At 60.3% G+C, this 16,831-nt stretch carries 16 protein-coding genes; 12 read left to right on the top strand and 4 right to left on the bottom strand.

Annotated elements, in window-relative coordinates; genetic code table 11:
- The first annotated feature begins 38 nt into the window (after positions 1-38).
- The 5 genes from JFU37_RS17250 to JFU37_RS17230 all read left to right on the top strand — a co-directional run bounded on the left by JFU37_RS17250 (position 39) and on the right by JFU37_RS17230 (position 5,874).
- On the top strand, positions 39-1,703 hold the full coding sequence (locus JFU37_RS17250; protein WP_201116667.1) for an AMP-binding protein: 1,665 nt from the start codon (positions 39-41) through the stop codon (positions 1,701-1,703).
- Between the two features lie 15 nt (positions 1,704-1,718).
- Complete coding sequence (locus JFU37_RS17245; RefSeq protein WP_201116666.1) at positions 1,719-2,480, top strand: SDR family NAD(P)-dependent oxidoreductase; 762 nt, start codon at positions 1,719-1,721, stop codon at positions 2,478-2,480.
- A gap of 12 nt (positions 2,481-2,492) precedes the next feature.
- A complete protein-coding gene (locus tag JFU37_RS17240) occupies positions 2,493-3,686 on the top strand; it encodes an acetyl-CoA C-acyltransferase (RefSeq protein WP_201116665.1) in 1,194 nt (397 codons plus the stop codon).
- Between the two features lie 148 nt (positions 3,687-3,834).
- A complete protein-coding gene (locus JFU37_RS17235; RefSeq protein WP_201116664.1) occupies positions 3,835-4,962 on the top strand; it encodes an acyl-CoA dehydrogenase in 1,128 nt (375 codons plus the stop codon).
- Positions 4,963-5,100: 138 nt separating this feature from the next.
- Complete coding sequence (locus JFU37_RS17230; RefSeq protein ID WP_201116663.1) at positions 5,101-5,874, top strand: enoyl-CoA hydratase; 774 nt, start codon at positions 5,101-5,103, stop codon at positions 5,872-5,874.
- Between the two features lie 147 nt (positions 5,875-6,021).
- On the opposite strand, the gene JFU37_RS17225 is transcribed toward JFU37_RS17230, so the two are convergent.
- Both JFU37_RS17225 and JFU37_RS17220 read right to left on the bottom strand, forming a co-directional pair.
- Complete coding sequence (locus tag JFU37_RS17225; protein WP_201116661.1) at positions 6,022-7,173, bottom strand: acyl-CoA dehydrogenase family protein; 1,152 nt, start codon at positions 7,171-7,173, stop codon at positions 6,022-6,024.
- 3 nt (positions 7,174-7,176) lie between these two features.
- Complete coding sequence (locus JFU37_RS17220; RefSeq protein WP_201116660.1) at positions 7,177-8,283, bottom strand: enoyl-CoA hydratase/isomerase family protein; 1,107 nt, start codon at positions 8,281-8,283, stop codon at positions 7,177-7,179.
- A 519-nt stretch (positions 8,284-8,802) separates the two neighbouring features.
- Between JFU37_RS17220 and JFU37_RS17215 the strand changes: the two genes are divergently transcribed.
- The 7 genes from JFU37_RS17215 to astA all read left to right on the top strand — a co-directional run bounded on the left by JFU37_RS17215 (position 8,803) and on the right by astA (position 14,600).
- Positions 8,803-9,582, top strand: coding sequence for a transporter substrate-binding domain-containing protein (locus JFU37_RS17215; protein ID WP_201116659.1), 780 nt, complete (start codon positions 8,803-8,805; stop codon positions 9,580-9,582).
- Between the two features lie 65 nt (positions 9,583-9,647).
- Positions 9,648-10,373, top strand: coding sequence for an ABC transporter permease subunit (locus tag JFU37_RS17210; protein ID WP_201116658.1), 726 nt, complete (start codon positions 9,648-9,650; stop codon positions 10,371-10,373).
- Entirely contained in the window at positions 10,370-11,080 is a 711-nt protein-coding gene (locus JFU37_RS17205; protein ID WP_201116657.1) for an ABC transporter permease, read from the top strand. Before JFU37_RS17210 ends, JFU37_RS17205 begins: the two co-directional genes overlap by 4 nt.
- Positions 11,081-11,136: 56 nt before the next feature.
- A complete protein-coding gene (locus JFU37_RS17200) occupies positions 11,137-11,898 on the top strand; it encodes an ABC transporter ATP-binding protein (RefSeq protein WP_201116656.1) in 762 nt (253 codons plus the stop codon).
- A gap of 12 nt (positions 11,899-11,910) precedes the next feature.
- Complete coding sequence (locus JFU37_RS17195) at positions 11,911-12,390, top strand: Lrp/AsnC family transcriptional regulator (protein ID WP_201116647.1); 480 nt, start codon at positions 11,911-11,913, stop codon at positions 12,388-12,390.
- Positions 12,391-12,630: 240 nt separating this feature from the next.
- Positions 12,631-13,569 carry a citrulline utilization hydrolase CtlX gene (ctlX, locus tag JFU37_RS17190; RefSeq protein ID WP_201116645.1) on the top strand — a complete coding sequence of 313 codons (939 nt, stop codon included), beginning with the start codon at positions 12,631-12,633 and terminating at the stop codon, positions 13,567-13,569.
- Complete coding sequence (gene astA / locus JFU37_RS17185) at positions 13,566-14,600, top strand: arginine N-succinyltransferase (protein ID WP_201116643.1); 1,035 nt, start codon at positions 13,566-13,568, stop codon at positions 14,598-14,600. Before ctlX ends, astA begins: the two co-directional genes overlap by 4 nt.
- A gap of 127 nt (positions 14,601-14,727) precedes the next feature.
- Here astA and JFU37_RS17180 read toward each other — a convergent pair whose 3' ends face one another.
- Together JFU37_RS17180 and JFU37_RS17175 are read right to left on the bottom strand one after the other, a co-directional pair.
- Complete coding sequence (locus tag JFU37_RS17180) at positions 14,728-15,435, bottom strand: HPP family protein (protein ID WP_201116641.1); 708 nt, start codon at positions 15,433-15,435, stop codon at positions 14,728-14,730.
- Positions 15,436-15,595: 160 nt separating this feature from the next.
- On the bottom strand, positions 15,596-16,774 hold the full coding sequence (locus JFU37_RS17175; protein WP_201116639.1) for an MFS transporter: 1,179 nt from the start codon (positions 16,772-16,774) through the stop codon (positions 15,596-15,598).
- Positions 16,775-16,831 lie beyond the last annotated feature (57 nt).

The following is a 16,831-nucleotide window of genomic DNA, read 5'->3' as shown; positions in this document are numbered from 1 at the left end:
GTTCCCCAACCTAATAAAAATACAGAGGGATTCTGGCAATGCGCGATTACTTGTCTGCTACATCACAGTTCAATTATCAGCACACCGTCGACGCCGCGCTCGCGGGCGACTTGACTGCCCTCAACGCCTGCGTCGAGTGTTGTGACCGGCATGCCTTGCCGGGGCGCATTGCGTTGTTCTGGGAAGGCCGCGACGGCGCCAGTGCGACGTACACCTTCAGCGATTTGCAAGACAAAGCCACGCGTTTCGCCAACTTCCTCTTGGCCCAGGGCGTGAAGAAAGGCGACAAAGTCGCCGGCCTGCTGCCACGTAATATCGAATTATTGATCACCGTCTTCGCCACTTGGCGCATCGGCGCGGTTTACCAGCCGTTGTTCACGGCGTTCGGCCCAAAAGCCATCGAGCACCGCCTCAGTTGCTCGGGCGCCAAAGTGGTGGTGACCGACGCGGTCAACCGCTCGAAACTCGCTGAAGTCGCCGACTGCCCGACTATCGTTACCGTCGCTGGCGCCAAAGGACAAGGCATCGTTCGGGGCGATTTCAGTTTCTGGGCTGAACTGGCCAATTATTCCTCGGTGTGCGAACCGGTACTGCTGACGGGCGAAGACCCGTTCCTGCTGATGTTCACCTCGGGCACCACCGGGCCATCGAAAGCGCTGTCGGTGCCGCTCAAGGCCATCGTCGCGTTCCAGAGCTACACCCGCGACGCTGTTGACTTGCGTCCTGAAGACGCGTTCTGGAACGTCGCCGATCCGGGCTGGGCCTATGGCATTTATTTCGGCGTCACCGGGCCGATGTCGATGGGGCATCCAATCACCTTTTACGATGGCCCGTTCTCCCTCGAGAGCACCTGCCGGGTGATCAACAAATACGGGATCACCAACCTCACCGGTTCACCGACGGCTTACCGTCTGCTGATCGCCGGGGGCGACGAGTTCTCCCGTTCGATCAAAGGCAAACTGCGCATCGTCAGCAGCGCCGGCGAGCCACTGAATCCGGAAGTCATCCGCTGGTTTGCCGATAACCTTGGCGTCGTCATTCACGACCACTACGGCCAGACCGAACTGGGCATGGTCCTGTGTAATCACCACGGTCTGGAACATCCCATCCACATGGGCTCCGCCGGTTTTGCCTCGCCCGGCCACCGCATCGTGGTCTTGGACGACGAGTACAAGGAGCTGGGCGTCGGCCAACCAGGCATTCTGGCCATCGACCGCACCCAGTCGCCGATGTGCTGGTTCGGCGGTTACGAAGGTGCGCCGACCAAGGCCTTTGTCGGCAACTATTACCTGAGCGGCGACACCGTCGAGTGGAATCCGGACGGCAGCATCAGTTTTGTCGGCCGCAGCGATGATGTGATTACCACCTCCGGCTACCGCGTCGGCCCGTTCGACGTGGAAAGTGCCTTGATCGAACACCCCGCCGTGGTCGAAGCGGCAGTGGTCGGCAAGCCCGATCCGGAGCGTACCGAACTGGTCAAAGCCTTCGTCGTGATTTGTTCGCAGTATCGCGCAACGCCAGAACTGGCCGAAGAGCTGCGCCAACACGTGCGCAAACGTCTGGCCGCACACTCGTACCCCCGCGAAATCGAATTTGTCAGTGAGTTGCCGAAAACCCCAAGCGGCAAATTGCAGCGCTTTATCTTGCGCAACCAGGAAATCGCCAAGGCTCAAGAGGCCGCCGCGAAGAACGTTTCAGCTTGAATCAAGGAAACAATGATGCAGATCGAAAACAAGGTTTTTCTCGTCACCGGCGGTGCCTCCGGGCTCGGTGCGGCCACGGCTGAAATGCTGGTCGCGGCTGGCGCCAAAGTGATGCTGGTGGACATGAATGCTGAAGCCGTTGCGGCACAGGCAGAGCGTCTCGGCGCGAAAAGCGTGGTCGCGGACATCAGCGACGAAGCTGCGGCGGAAGCGGCCGTGCAGGCGACCGTCAAAGCCTTCGGCGGCCTTAATGGCCTGGTCAACTGCGCCGGTATCGTGCGTGGCGAGAAGATCCTCGGCAAGAACGGCCCCCACGCGCTGGCCAGTTTCAGCCAGGTGATCAACGTCAACCTGATCGGCAGCTTCAACATGCTGCGCCTGGCTTCAGCGGCCATCGCCGAAACGGATGCGGACGCCGACGGCGAGCGCGGTGTGATCATCAACACCGCCTCGGCCGCCGCCTATGACGGTCAGATCGGCCAGGCCGCTTACGCGGCTTCCAAAGGCGCGATCGTCAGCCTGACGTTGCCCGCTGCCCGCGAACTGGCGCGCTTCGGCATCCGCGTGATGACCATTGCCCCGGGCATTTTCGAAACCCCGATGATGGCCGGCATGACCCCGGAAGTTCGCGCCTCCCTGGCCGCCGGCGTGCCATTTCCGCCGCGTCTGGGCAAACCGGACGAGTATGCCGCGCTGGTCAGGCATATCATTGAAAACAGCATGCTCAATGGCGAGGTGATCCGTCTCGACGGCGCCTTGCGCATGGCCGCCAAATAAGGAGGATTTATCATGACTATTGCCAACGATCCCATTGTTATCGTCAGCGCTGTCCGCACCCCGATGGGCGGTTTCCAGGGCGAACTGAAAAGCCTCACCGCGCCGCAACTGGGCGCTGCAGCTATCAAAGCCGCCGTTGAACGCGCCGGTGTCGCCGCCGACGCGGTTGAAGAAGTGCTGTTTGGCTGCGTGTTGTCCGCTGGCCTCGGCCAGGCCCCGGCGCGCCAGGCCGCACTGGGCGCGGGTCTCGATAAATCAACCCGTTGCACCACGCTGAACAAGATGTGCGGTTCGGGCATGGAAGCGACCATTCTGGCCCACGACATGCTCGTCGCTGGCAGCGCCGACGTAGTCGTGGCGGGCGGCATGGAAAGCATGTCCAACGCGCCGTACCTGCTGGACCGCGCCCGCAGCGGCTACCGCATGGGCCACGGTCGTGTGCTCGATCACATGTTCCTCGACGGCCTCGAAGACGCCTACGACAAGGGCCGCCTGATGGGCACCTTTGCCGAAGAGTGCGCTGACACCAACGGTTTTACCCGCGAAGCCCAGGACGCGTTTGCCATCGCCTCGACCACCCGCGCCCAGCAAGCGATCAAGGACGGCAGCTTCAAGGACGAGATTGTGCCGCTCACCGTGACCGTCGGCAAAGAGCAGGTGTTGATCAGCAACGACGAGCAGCCACCCAAGGCCAAGCTCGACAAAATCGCCTCGCTGAAACCGGCGTTCCGCGACGGCGGCACCGTGACCGCGGCGAACTCGAGCTCGATCTCCGATGGTGCGGCGGCACTGGTGCTGATGCGTCGCTCCGAAGCTGAAAAACGCGGTCTAAAACCGCTGGCAGTGATTCACGGCCACGCCGCGTTTGCCGACACGCCGGGGCTGTTTCCGGTGGCGCCCGTGGGCGCAATCAAAAAGCTGATGAAGAAAACCGGCTGGTCGCTGGACGAGGTCGAGTTGTTTGAAGTCAACGAAGCCTTCGCCGTGGTCAGTCTGGTGACCATGACCAAACTGGAAATCCCTCACGAGAAGGTCAACGTTCACGGCGGCGCCTGTGCTTTGGGTCACCCGATCGGTGCGTCCGGCGCGCGGATCCTCGTGACATTGCTCTCGGCCCTGCGCCAGAAAGGCCTGAAACGCGGCGTTGCAGCGATCTGCATTGGCGGCGGTGAAGCCACGGCGATGGCTGTCGAGTGCCTGTACTAAAGAGCGCGCGGTCCCTGTAGGAGCGAGCTTGCTCGCGATGGACGTTAACGATGACGGGGGCTGCCTGGATGAACGCGGTGCCCTCACGCCCTTCGCGAGCAAGCTCGCTCCTACAATAGAAGGGCGATCTTATTTTTAAGGATTTGGCATGATTCCCAATGACGAACAACTTCAGATCAGCGACGCGGCCCGGCAGTTTGCCCAGGAACGGCTGAAACCGTTCGCCGCCGAGTGGGACCGTGAGCATCGCTTTCCCAAGGAAGCCATCGGCGAGATGGCTGACCTGGGTTTCTTCGGCATGCTGGTGCCGGAGCAGTGGGGCGGTTGCGACACGGGTTATCTGGCCTACGCCATGGCCCTGGAAGAGATCGCGGCCGGCGACGGCGCCTGCTCGACCATCATGAGCGTGCACAATTCGGTGGGTTGCGTGCCGATCTTGAAGTACGGCAACGACGATCAGAAAGAACGCTTCCTCAAGCCGCTGGCCAGCGGCGCGATGCTGGGCGCTTTTGCCCTGACGGAGCCGCAGGCCGGTTCCGACGCCAGCGGCCTGAAGACCCGCGCGCGTCTGGAAGGCGATCATTACGTACTCAACGGCTGCAAACAGTTCATCACCTCCGGGCAAAACGCCGGGGTGGTGATCGTCTTCGCGGTCACTGACCCGAGTGCCGGCAAACGTGGGATCACGGCGCTGATCGTGCCGACCGATTCCCCAGGCTACAAAGTCGCACGGGTTGAAGACAAGCTCGGCCAGCATGCGTCCGACACCTGCCAGATTCTGTTTGAGGACGTGAAGGTCCCGGTGGCCAATCGGCTGGGCGAGGAGGGTGAAGGTTACCGGATCGCCCTGGCCAACCTTGAAGGCGGCCGTGTCGGCATCGCCTCGCAATCGGTGGGCATGGCCCGTGCCGCGTTTGAAGCGGCCCGCGATTACGCCCGTGAACGCGAGAGTTTCGGCAAGCCGATCATCGAACACCAGGCCGTAGCGTTTCGTCTGGCTGACATGGCGACGCAGATCGCCGTGGCCCGGCAGATGGTGCATTACGCCGCGGCATTGAGGGACAGTGGCAAACCGGCGCTGGTCGAAGCGTCGATGGCCAAACTGTTCGCCTCGGAAATGGCCGAAAAGGTCTGCTCGTCGGCGTTGCAAACCCTCGGCGGATACGGTTACCTGAACGACTTCCCGCTGGAGCGGATCTACCGCGACGTTCGGGTCTGCCAGATCTACGAAGGCACCAGCGATATTCAGCGCATGGTCATTTCGCGCAATCTCTAAAACAGGAACCCTGGTAGGAGCTGTCGCAGGCTGCGATCTTTTGATGTTGTTTTTAAAGAGCAAGATCAAAGGATCGCAGCCTCGTTTCACTCGACAGCTCCTACAGGGATCGAGCTTTATGCTAAATCGGAGTTGTTTATGAATTACGAAACGATTTTGTTGGAAACCCACGGTCGCGTGGGCCTGATTACCCTCAACCGTCCGCAAGCCCTGAACGCGTTGAACGCTCAAATCATCAGCGAGCTGAACCACGCCCTCGATGGCCTGGAAGCGGATTCGAACATCGGCTGCATCGTGCTGACCGGCTCGAAAAAAGCCTTCGCCGCCGGCGCCGACATCAAGGAAATGGCCGAGCTGACCTATCCGCAGATCTACCTTGACGACCTGTTCAGCGACAGCGATCGCGTGGCCAACCGCCGCAAGCCGATCATTGCAGCGGTCAACGGCTTTGCCTTGGGCGGTGGCTGTGAACTGGCGCTGATGTGCGACTTCATCCTGGCCGGTGACAACGCCAAATTCGGCCAACCGGAAATCAACCTCGGCGTGCTGCCGGGCATGGGCGGCACCCAGCGCCTGACCCGCGCCGTGGGCAAGGCCAAGGCCATGGAAATGTGCCTGAGCGGACGTTTGATTGATGCGGTGGAAGCGGAGCGTTGCGGGATTGTCGCGCGGATCGTGCCAGCGGATGAGTTGCTGGACGAAGCCCTGAAAGTTGCAGCGTTGATCGCCAAAAAATCATTGCCGATTGCGATGATGGTCAAGGAAAGCGTTAACCGTGCCTTTGAAGTGAGCCTGTCGGAAGGCGTTCGTTTTGAGCGCCGGGTGTTCCATGCGGCGTTTGCGACGCAGGATCAGAAGGAAGGGATGGCGGCGTTTATTGCCAAGCGTGAGGCGGAGTTCGTCGGCAAGTAATGCGGGTTCTCGCGGACAAGCCCGCTCCTGTAGGAGCGAGCTTGCTCGCGATGGGCGTAAACGATGACGCGTACTGTCTGGAAAAATGCGCCGCCTTCGAATTCATCGTCGGAACGCCGCCCGGAGCAAGCTCGCTCCTACCATCTATCACACCAAATAGTTTTTCAGCTCGCGGGCGATGACCATTCGCTGTATCTCGCTCGAGCCTTCATAAATCTGCGTGATCCGCGCATCCCGGTAATACCGCTCCACCGGATAGTCTTCCAGATACCCATACCCGCCATGAATTTGCAGCGCCGATGAGCAGACCTTCTCAGCCATCTCCGAGGCAAACAGCTTGGCTTGTGATGCCTCCGACAAACACGGCTTACCGGCACTGCGTAACCGCGCGGCATGCAGGATCAGCAACCGCGCCGCGTTCAGGCGGGTGTGCATGTCGGCCAGCATATTGGCGACGCTTTGGTGCTCGATGATCGCCTTGCCGAACTGCACACGATCGCGTGAGTAGGCCAGTGCCGCTTCAAAGGCTGCCCGGGCAATGCCCAACGCCTGTGCGGCAATGCCGATGCGACCGCCTTCAAGGTTGGACAGGGCAATCGCCAGGCCCTTGCCCCGTTCACCCAGCAGGTTGGCTTCGGGAATCGTGCAGTTGCTCAGGGTCACCGCGCAGGTATCAGAGGCGCGAATACCCATCTTGTGTTCAGTGCGATCGACGATGAAACCCGCGGTATCCGTCGGCACCAGGAATGCCGAGATGCCGCGCTTGCCCAGATCCGGGTCCGTCACCGCAAACACGATCGCCAGCTTCGCCCGCTTGCCGTTGCTGACGAATTGCTTGGCGCCGTTGATTACCCACTGGCCGTCGCGCAGTTCGGCGCGGGTGCGCAGGTTATGCGCTTCGGAGCCGGCTTGCGGTTCGGTCAGGCAGAAGCAGCCAATCGCCTGGCCGCTGGCCAAGTCCGGCAGCCAGGTTTGTTTCTGTGCTTCGGTGCCGTAGTTCAGAACCGGCCCGCAACCCACCGAGTTGTGGATGCTCATCAGCGCGCCTGTGGCGCCGTCTCCGGCGGAAATCTCTTCAACCGCCAGGGCGTAGGCGACGTAGTCGACATAGGTGCCTCCCCACTCTTCGGGCACCACCATGCCCAACAGGCCGAGCTCGCCCATCTTCGCCACCAGACCATCATCAATCCAGCCGGCTTTTTCCCAGGCTTGCGCGTGGGGCGCGATTTCGCCGCGGGCAAAGTCCCGGGCCATGTCGCGGATCATGACTTGCTCTTCGCTCAATTCGATATCGTGCATGGCTCAGCTCCAGCGTGGGTCAAAGCCCGTGAAGAAACTCGCGACGTGCTCGGCGTCCAGCGCCTGCAAGGTCGGCGGGTTCCAGCGCGGGTTCTTGTCTTTGTCGATCAGCAAGGCGCGCACGCCTTCGATCAGGTCGCCGCGCTCGAACCACTGAAGGTCCAGGTGCAGCTCAAGGGCGAAGCAGTGTTCCAGACTCAAGTGCCGACCACGACGGAGCATTTCCAGGGTCACCGCCATCGCCAGCGGCGAGCGGCTTTCCAGCAGGTCGGCAGTGGTGACAGCCCATTCATGGCTGCCGGCGACCGTCACTGCACGCAGTTGTTCAACAATACTCGGCACATCGGGCAGGGCGAAGAAGTGATCGATAGCCGGGCGTAATGCCGCCAATGGCGCATCGGGCAGCTGTTGCACGGCGAGTTTCGCCAGCAGGCCTTGCAGGTCTTTCAGGGGCGTGTCGTGCCATTCCAGCTGATCGAGTTGCTCGTCCAGCGCTCCCAGCCCGGCGCTGCCCAGGTACCAGTCGGCCAGTCCGCAATACAGCGCATCGGCGGCGCGGATCTGCACGCCGCTGACCCCCAGATAAATGCCCAATTCTCCGGGAATGCGTGGCAGGAAGTAGCTGCCGCCGACATCCGGGAAGTAACCGATGCCCACTTCCGGCATCGCCAGACGGCTTTTCTCGGTGACCACCCGCAGGTCGGCGCCTTGCACCAGGCCCATGCCGCCGCCCAGGACAAATCCGTCCATCAAGGCAAGCACGGGTTTGCGGTAGTGGTGGATCGCGAGGTCGAGTGCGTATTCCTCGACGAAGAACGCTTCGTGCAGCGTGTCGCCACTGTTGAAACTGTCGTACAGCGAGCGAATATCGCCGCCGGCGCAGAACGCTTTTTCCCCCGCACCGCGCAACACCACCGCGTGGACCTGCGCATCCTCAGCCCAGGCATCGAGCTGGCGCTGCAGGTTGCGAACCATGTCCAGGGTAAGGGCGTTGAGGCCGGCGGGGCGATTGAGGGTCAGGTGACCGATGTGATTGCGAACCTCGGCCAGCACGTCGTTTTGCGTGGCATCCATGGACTGAGTCCCCGGAGAAGAAACCTGAGCAGTCATCACTAACTCCCTGCTTTTATTGTTCTTTATAGACAAGCTCGCGCGCGAGCGATGCTGGATCGTACCAGTGCAAATTTGCCATGTACAACCCGGATATGTGCAGGTCCCGTGTGCATTTTTACCTTAGGGCAGAATCAAAAGATCGCAGCCTTCGGCAGCTCCTACAGGGTGTACGCGTTCCAGGGTAGGAGCTGCCGCAGGCTGCGATCTTTTGATCTTCGGCAGCCCGCGACAGAATCGGCTGCAAACGACCTTGGTTCAGCGCATGTGCGCTGCCTGAACAAGGGCTTACGACACCTGCGCCGTCCCGGCAATTGGCATTCTGACGGTCCGTAACCAGTGCTTGCATTGATGCGTCTGGAACGGACATGTACTCCAACGACGGGCTCGCCCTGTCGAAAACAACAATAAAGATGGCTGCGGCCAATGCCGCATCGATTCTCTGCCCCTGTCAAAAAAAGTGTGGCTCGGCGCAAGCGCCAGGCCGCGATAAATCCAAATAATCCGGGACTCTAGAAGATGAACATCAAATGGCTGACTTTGCCGGCATTGGCGTTGCTGTGCTGCACCACCGGCGCCAATGCCAAGGAATGGAAAGAGCTGCGATTCGGCGTCAACCCAAGTTACCCGCCGTTTGAATCCACCACCGCCGATGGCGGTGTGCAGGGATTTGGCGTGGACCTGGGTAACGCGATTTGCGCCGAGTTGAAACTCACCTGTGTGTGGGTCAGCAATGACTTCGACGGGCTGATTCCAGGCCTCAAGGCCGGTAAATTCGACGCCATTGAATCTTCGATGACCGTCACCGATACGCGCAAGAAACAGATCGACTTCACCGATCGTCTGTACGCCGGGCCGACCGCTATCGTCACCCGCAAGGATTCCGGGTTGCTGCCCACCGCCGAGTCCCTGCGGGGCAAGACCATCGGGTACATGCAGGGCACCATTCAGGAAACCTACGCCAAGGCCAAATTGGCTCCGAGCGGGGTGAAACTGCGGGCGTATCAGAATCAGGATCAGGTCTACGCCGACCTGGTTTATGGCCGTCTCGATGCGTCGATCCAGGACAAACTGCAAGCGCAGATGAGCTTTCTGACGTCACCGCAAGGGGCCGATTTCCAGAACAGCGAAGGCATCAGTGACCCGCTGGTGCCGTCGGAAATCGCCATCGGTGTGCGCAAGGACAACGCCGAACTCAAAGGCATGCTCAATGCCGCCATCAAGGCCCTGCATGACAAGGGCATCTACGCGCAGATCCAGCAGAAACACTTCGGCGATCTGGACCTCTACAACAACTGATCCTCGCCGCCTGACGGTCGCTGTGTCGCAGCGCCCGTCAGGCGGCATCAAGACAGGTGACTGGCGTGAATTCCTTCCTGAATGTTCTGGGGGTCGATCTTTCGGCCCTGCAAGGCTATGGCCCGCTGTTGCTGCACGGCACCTGGGTCACCCTGAAATTATCGGCGCTTTCGCTACTGGTGAGCATGGCGCTGGGATTGCTCGGCGCGGCGGCCAAGCTGTCGCCACTGAAGCTGTTGAACCTGCCGGCGACCTTTTACACGACGCTGATTCGCGGGGTGCCGGACCTGGTGCTGATGCTGCTGATTTTCTACAGCCTGCAAGGCTGGCTGAGCAGCCTGACCGAAGCGCTGGGCTGGCCCTACATGGAAATCGATCCGTTCGTGGCCGGCATCGTCACCCTCGGTTTTATCTATGGCGCGTATTTCACCGAGACCTTTCGCGGGGCGATTATGAGCGTGCCACGGGGGCAGCAGGAAGCCGCCGCGTGCTTTGGCCTGAATCGCTGGCAACGTTTTCGTTTTGTGGTGTTCCCGCAAATGATGCGCTTCGCCTTGCCCAGCCTGGGCAACAACTGGCTGGTGCTGCTCAAGGCGACGGCGCTGGTGTCGATCATCGGCTTGTCGGACCTGGTCAAGGTCGCGCAAGAGGCCGGTAAAAGCACCTTCAACATGCTCGACTTCCTGCTGTTGGCGGCGGCGCTGTACTTGCTGATCACCAGTGCCTCGAACTACGTCTTGCGCGTGCTGGAACGGCGTTACAACCAGGGCGTGCGGGGGATGACACGATGATCGAATTGATTGCCGAATACTGGAAACCCTTTCTGTTCACCGACGGCGACACTCTCACCGGACTGGCCATGACCTTGTGGTTGCTGGTGGCGAGTATCGCGATGGGGTTTTTCCTGTCGTTGCCGTTGGCGATCCTCCGGGTCTCGCGGTGGGGCTTGCTGCGCTGGCCGGTTCAACTGTTCACCTACGTGTTCCGCGGCACGCCGTTGTACATCCAGTTGCTGATTTGCTACAGCGGCATCTACGGCATCGCCGTGGTCCGCTCGCAGCCGCTGCTCGAAGCGTTCTTTCGCGATGCGATGAATTGCACCTTGCTCGCGTTCACCCTCAACACCTGCGCCTACACCGTGGAAATTTTCGCCGGGGCGATTCGCAGCATTCCCTACGGTGAAATCGAAGCGGCCCACGCCTATGGCCTGAGCGGCTGGCGCCTGTATGTGCGGTTGATTTTGCCCTCGGCGCTGCGCCGGGCACTGCCGTATTACAGCAACGAAGTGATCCTGATGTTGCACGCCACTTCAGTGGCGTTCACCGCCACCATTCCCGACATTCTTAAAATTGCCAGGGATGCCAATGCCGCGACGTTTATGACCTTCCAGGCGTTCGGCATTGCCGGCCTGTTGTACCTCGCGCTGTCATTCGGTCTGGTCGGCGCGTTCCGGTTGGCAGAGAAGCACTGGCTGAGCTTTCTCGGTCCGGCTCATTGAATTCCATTCTTTATCCAGAGCGACGCCGATAAGGGCGTCGCTCCAGGAGTGCTTGCATGTACAAACTCACGGTTGAAAATCTGTATAAACGTTTTGGTGACAACGAAGTGCTCAAGGGCGTCTCGTTGAATGCCAAGGCCGGCGATGTGGTGAGCATGATCGGCGCCAGCGGGTCGGGCAAAAGCACTATGCTGCGTTGTATCAACTTTCTGGAGCGCGCGGACGAAGGCGCCATCGCACTCGATGGCGAGCGGATCCTCACGCGCCAGGGGGCGGGTGGCATGCGCGTCGCCCATCCGGCGCAGTTGCAGCGTTTGCGTACTCGACTGGCGATGGTGTTCCAGCACTTCAATTTGTGGAGTCACCTAACGGTGTTGGAAAACATCGTGCTGGCGCCGTGTCGGGTGTTGGGGATGAGCCGCAAGGCCGCCGAAGACAGCGCGCGGGCTTACCTGGACAAAGTCGGATTGCCGCTGAGAGTCGCCGATCAATACCCGGCGTTTCTGTCCGGCGGTCAGCAACAACGAGTGGCCATTGCCCGGGCGCTGGCGGTGGAGCCGCAGATTCTGTTGTTCGACGAGCCGACCTCGGCACTCGATCCGGAGTTGGTGGGCGAGGTGCTGAAGGTGATTCAGGCGCTGGCTGAAGAAGGCCGGACCATGTTGATGGTGACCCACGAAATGGGCTTCGCCCGGCAGGTCTCCAGCCAAGTGTTGTTCTTGCATCAAGGGCGGGTCGAGGAGCAGGGTGACGCGACGATCCTCGACCAGCCAAACAGTGAACGTTTACAGCAATTCCTATCGGGTCGTTTGAAGTGAGGCAAGACGTACATGGCGGATATCCGCGATCTGTCGATCGTGCTTGATCGTATCGATCAGGCAATCATCGAAGTGCTGCGCCACGATGGGCGCATCACTTATCAAAAGCTCTCCGAGCGCGTGCACTTGACGCCAAGGCCCTGCCTGGAACGGGTGCGCAAGCTCGAACAGCTCGGGGTTATCCGTGGATACGGTGCCATTCTCGATGAGAAGAAACTGACGCCGGGCTTGTCTTTGCTGGTGTTGGTGGCGCTGTCGAACCAGAGTGGGCGGGCGGCGCAAAAGGCTTTCGAAGCCAAGGTTCGCGCCTGCCCGCAAGTGCTGGAATGCCGCTTGATCAGCGGTGCGTTCGACTACAGCCTGCGCATGCGTTGCCGGGACATGGAGCATTATCGGGTGCTGACCGAAGTGTGGTTTGACGACCCGGAATTGCACATCGACAAGTTGGTGAGCCATCCTGAACTGGCGATCGTCAAGACCACGATGGAATAGACGTAAAGATCAATATCAAAAGATCGCAGCCTTCGGCAGCTCCTACATTGACCGCGTGAAAACCCGATCCTGTAGGAGCTGCCGAAGGCTGCGATCTTTTGATTTTCGCTCCTCGCCGAATCGGCTGTGGCACCCATTATCTTCAGCCGTTTTCATCATCATCAACCCCCTCATCAACCGGGTTTTCCCGCCCCCGAAACAGACAATGAGCATCTCTCAACCCTCATTGAATCTGTGCCCATGCAAACCACCAATACTGTTTTGATGATTCGCCCGACACGTTTCTCCTTCAATCAGGACACGGCGGCGAACAACCGTTTTCAGCGCCCGGCGGCCGCGTCCGAAGACGTGCAGCTCAAGGCCTTGCAAGAGTTCGATGGCTACGTCGACGCGCTGCGCAGGCATGGTGTTGAAGTGCTGGTGCATAACGACCTCGAAGCACCGCATACCCCGGACTCGATTTTCCCCAATAACTGGTGGAGCAGCCATCCGGACGGCACCTTGGTGCTGTACCCGATGCAAGGCCACAACCGGCGCCTGGAGCGGGACAAAGGCGCACTCGACTGGCTGCGCAAAGAATTTCGAATCGAACAGTTGCTGGACCTGTCCAGCCTTGAACAGCACGAAGTGTTTCTCGAAGGCACTGGCAGCATGGTGCTGGATCGTCAGCAGCGGATTTGCTACGCCGGCTATTCCACCCGCACCCACGCCCGCGCGCTGGATCAAGTGGTCGAACATTTTGGATATGAGCTCTGTGCATTCAACGCCGTGGACCGCCAGGGCGTAGCGATTTACCACACCAACGTGATGATGAGCGTCGGCACGCGGCTGGCCGTGGTCTGTCTGGCGTCGGTCGCTCAAGCCGACGAGCGCCAGGCCTTGCACTCACGGTTGGAGAGTAGCGGCAAGCAAGTGATCGCGCTGGACTGGGCGCAACTGGAGTCCTTCGCCGGCAACATGCTGGAAGTCCACAACTCGGCAGGGGAGCCGGTGTTGGTGATGTCGCGCACGGCGTGGCAATCGCTGGATGCCGGGCAGCGTCGCTTGATCGAAGCCCACACGACGCCGTTGCCGGTGAACATCGACACCATCGAGCGCATCGGTGGTGGCAGCGCACGCTGCATGTTGGCCGAGGTTTTTCTACCCAAACAACAGGCTACCCAGGAGCAAACACGATGATCGTCCGTCCCGCCACACCGGCCGACCTGCCGGCATTGTTGGCCCTGGCCCATAGCGCCGGTACTGGTTTGACCACCTTGCCGGCCGACGCGTCGCGCTTGCGTCAGCGTCTGGAATGGGCCGCGAAAACCTTTGCCGGCGAAGCCGAACGCGCCGATGCCGATTACCTGTTTGTGCTGGAAAACGAGCAGCACGAAGCGATAGGTATCTGCGCATTGGCCGGTGCCGTCGGTCTTCGCGAGCCCTGGTACAACTATCGATTGGGCTTGTTTGTCGCCGCGTCGAAAAACCTCGGAATCAACCAGCACCTGCCAACGTTGTTCCTCGGCAACGACATGACCGGCCATTCGGAACTGTGCTCGTTGTTTCTGCACGCCGATCACCGCAGCGGTCTGAACGGTCGTTTGCTGTCCAAGGCGCGGTTCTTGTTCCTGGCGGAATTTCGTCAGCTCTTCGGCGACAAGGTGATCGCGGAGATGCGCGGCTACTCAGATGAAGAGGGGGTTTCACCATTCTGGGAAGGCTTGGGACGGCACTTCTTCAAGATGGATTTTGCCGATGCTGATTACCTCACGGGCCTGGGCAACAAGACCTTCATCGCGGAATTGATGCCCAAGTTTCCGCTGCCCACCTGCCTGTTGCCGGAAGCGGCGCGAACCGCCATCGGACGAGTCCACCCCAACACCGAACCGGCACTGGGCATGCTCAAGGCGGAAGGATTCGAACACCGGGATTACATCGACATCTTCGACGGCGGCCCGCTGATTGAATGCGCCACTGGCGATATTCGTGCGGTGCGCGACAGCCAGGTACTGCAACTGAGCATCGGCACGCCGGGTGACCAGGCGGCGACTTACCTGATTCATAATCGCCAATTCGCCGAATGCCGGATTACCACGGCACCGGCGCGGGTGGCCGCCGGGACGTTGATCGTCGATGCAGACACCGCGAAAACCTTGGGCCTGAGTGCCGGCGCATCGGTGCGTGCGGTGAGCCTGGCGGTGCCGGCCCAGCAGCAATCAGCGGCCTGAACCTGGGTCCGGCTGTGTGTAGGAGCGAGCTTGCTCGCGAAGATGGAACATCCGACACATTTTCTGTGGCTGGACGACCATCGCGAGCAAGCTCGCTCCTACACACAGCCGGTTGCGATGGTTGCTGTCAGAGTCTGGGGATCAGCACTTCACCAATGCTACGACGCTTGGCGTGCAACTCGCTCGCATGGATCAACTGTTCAAGGTCTTCGGGCGTGACGTCAAAGAAGGCCTCCATGTCGGCCAACGCCCGTTTCAGGTCCTGCGCGGTAATGGCCTGGCTGTCGATGGGTGGATGATCGGCCGGGACAGCGGCCGCCGGCTCGCTGGCGCGTTTAGGGTAACGAATGCCCGTCAGGTTGTTGTACGCCAGGGCGCTGAGCAGCAGGGTCGATGCGCCCACCATCACTGGGCCGAGGGCGTTCCAGTCCATGGCAATGGTTGCCGGATCTGCCAGTACCAGCGTCAGGGCCAACGCGCCGGCCGGTGGATGCAGGCAACGCAGCCAGCACATCAGCAACAAGGCCATGCCGGCCGCCAGGCAGGCGCTACCCAACGTTCGGCCCAGTACATGGGCCACGAGCAGCGACACCACCGCGGAGCTCAAATACCCGCCGACAATCGACCACGGTTGGGCGAGCGCGCCGGAAGATACGGCGAACAGCAACACTGCCGACGCCCCCAACGGGCCGATCAAGTGTTGCGCCACTTCGATACCGAACACTTGGCCGCAGACCCAGACACTGAGCATCGTTCCAAGGGCCATGCCGATGGCGGCGCGGCTCCATTCGGTAGGGCGGGTGTTGATGGCTGCGGGTAACCAGCGAGCAAGCATGATGAAAACCGATCCGTTAACAAAAACCGAGGAAAAAAAAGGGCTTAGCTGGAATACCCAGAAAGCCCTTGAAGTTGTTCCAACTATTGGGGGAGGAACAGCGACAGTGTGCCGTTCATTGCAGATGATAACAAATTCATATTAATGCACTTTCAATGCACTATTTTTGCTGTATCGCCACTCGACGGCCACTCAGGAAACACAGGGATCCGCCCATGGCGGTCAGGGCACTCAGTGCATAAAACATGGTGGGCGCGGGCGTGTGCATCAACAGGTAGCCACAAATCACCGGGCTCAAGGCGCCGCCGAGGGCCGCGAGGTTTTGCGCACCGTAGTAGCTGCCGCGCAGTTCTTCCGGGGCCAGGGTGTCAACGAAGAGAAATTCGGCGGGGTAAATGATCATTTCGCCGAGGGTGAAGATGAACATCGCCACGCACCAGCTCAGCAGGCTGTCGGCCAGACTGAAACCAATTAACCCGACGATGAACAGACTCGTGCCGCCGGCAATCCAGTAGCGCAGCTGTTCACGCTTGAGAAAGCGACCGATCTGGTATTGCAGCAGGATCACACTGATGGCATTGCAGGCGAGCAGGGCGGCCATGGTTTCCAGGGCGCGCTTGGAATCGTGGGTCACCAACAGGTATTGCGACAGGTACAACGTGAAACGGCCATGAACCACCGTGCTGAGCAGGCAGCCGCCGGTGAACATGATCAGGGTGCGATCGTTTTTCAGGGTGATCAGCGTCTTGAGGAAGCTTTGCGGCGGGCCGATTGCCGGTGTCTGCGCCGAGTCCCTGGGGATCCCGATCATCAGGAAAATGCTGAAAAACGCGATGCCCCCGGCGATCAGGAACGGCGCAATCGGATACACGCCAGCGATGACCACGCCGAGCATCGGGCCGGTGGCGTAACCAATGTTGGTCAGTGTGTAGCGCAAGGAAAACGCCTTGGCGCGCTGACCCATGGGCAGGTTTTCGCTGAGAATCGCTTTCGAACCGATAAGGAACAACGCCGAGGCGGTTTCGGTGATCACCAGGGTGGCGGTGGTCAGGTAGAGGTTTTGCGCAAAGGTCAGCAGCACGAAACCGATGGCACTGGAGAGCATCGCCAGGATCAGCAACCGGCGCTTTTCCAGGCGGTCGATGATGTAGCCACCGTAGAGGGCGAGCAGGGTGGCGATGAATACCGCGATCCCCAGCAGCAAACCAACGTCCTGCTGGTTGAGGCCGAGCTTGTTGCTCAGGAACAACGTGAGCAACGGGCTGGTGATGGCGCGGCTGACGACGATCGTCAGGGAAACGATCATCAATCGGCGGATAACGAGCGAGTAAGTGGCCACGGTGGGGCAAATGTCCTTATTCAGATTCTGTAGGTTTGGCGCGGGACCGTGTTGCGG

The sequence above is a fragment of the Pseudomonas sp. TH41 genome (assembly GCF_016650695.1).
In the GTDB taxonomy this organism is placed as follows: Bacteria; Pseudomonadota; Gammaproteobacteria; order Pseudomonadales; family Pseudomonadaceae; genus Aquipseudomonas.
Note: the sequence above shows the minus strand (reverse complement) of the source record. Positions and strands in the feature narration are given on the sequence as shown.

Coding starts and splice junctions, on each gene's coding strand:
- JFU37_RS17240 (WP_201116665.1), top strand. CDS start 2,493: ATGACTATTGCCAACGATCCCATTGTTATCGTCAGCGCTGTCCGCACC.
- JFU37_RS17250 (WP_201116667.1), top strand. CDS start 39: ATGCGCGATTACTTGTCTGCTACATCACAGTTCAATTATCAGCACACC.
- JFU37_RS17215 (WP_201116659.1), top strand. CDS start 8,803: ATGAACATCAAATGGCTGACTTTGCCGGCATTGGCGTTGCTGTGCTGC.
- ctlX (WP_201116645.1), top strand. CDS start 12,631: ATGCAAACCACCAATACTGTTTTGATGATTCGCCCGACACGTTTCTCC.
- JFU37_RS17225 (WP_201116661.1), bottom strand. CDS start 7,173: ATGCACGATATCGAATTGAGCGAAGAGCAAGTCATGATCCGCGACATG.
- JFU37_RS17195 (WP_201116647.1), top strand. CDS start 11,911: ATGGCGGATATCCGCGATCTGTCGATCGTGCTTGATCGTATCGATCAG.
- JFU37_RS17200 (WP_201116656.1), top strand. CDS start 11,137: ATGTACAAACTCACGGTTGAAAATCTGTATAAACGTTTTGGTGACAAC.
- JFU37_RS17220 (WP_201116660.1), bottom strand. CDS start 8,283: ATGACTGCTCAGGTTTCTTCTCCGGGGACTCAGTCCATGGATGCCACG.
- JFU37_RS17245 (WP_201116666.1), top strand. CDS start 1,719: ATGCAGATCGAAAACAAGGTTTTTCTCGTCACCGGCGGTGCCTCCGGG.
- JFU37_RS17235 (WP_201116664.1), top strand. CDS start 3,835: ATGATTCCCAATGACGAACAACTTCAGATCAGCGACGCGGCCCGGCAG.
- JFU37_RS17230 (WP_201116663.1), top strand. CDS start 5,101: ATGAATTACGAAACGATTTTGTTGGAAACCCACGGTCGCGTGGGCCTG.
- astA (WP_201116643.1), top strand. CDS start 13,566: ATGATCGTCCGTCCCGCCACACCGGCCGACCTGCCGGCATTGTTGGCC.
- JFU37_RS17180 (WP_201116641.1), bottom strand. CDS start 15,435: ATGCTTGCTCGCTGGTTACCCGCAGCCATCAACACCCGCCCTACCGAA.
- JFU37_RS17205 (WP_201116657.1), top strand. CDS start 10,370: ATGATCGAATTGATTGCCGAATACTGGAAACCCTTTCTGTTCACCGAC.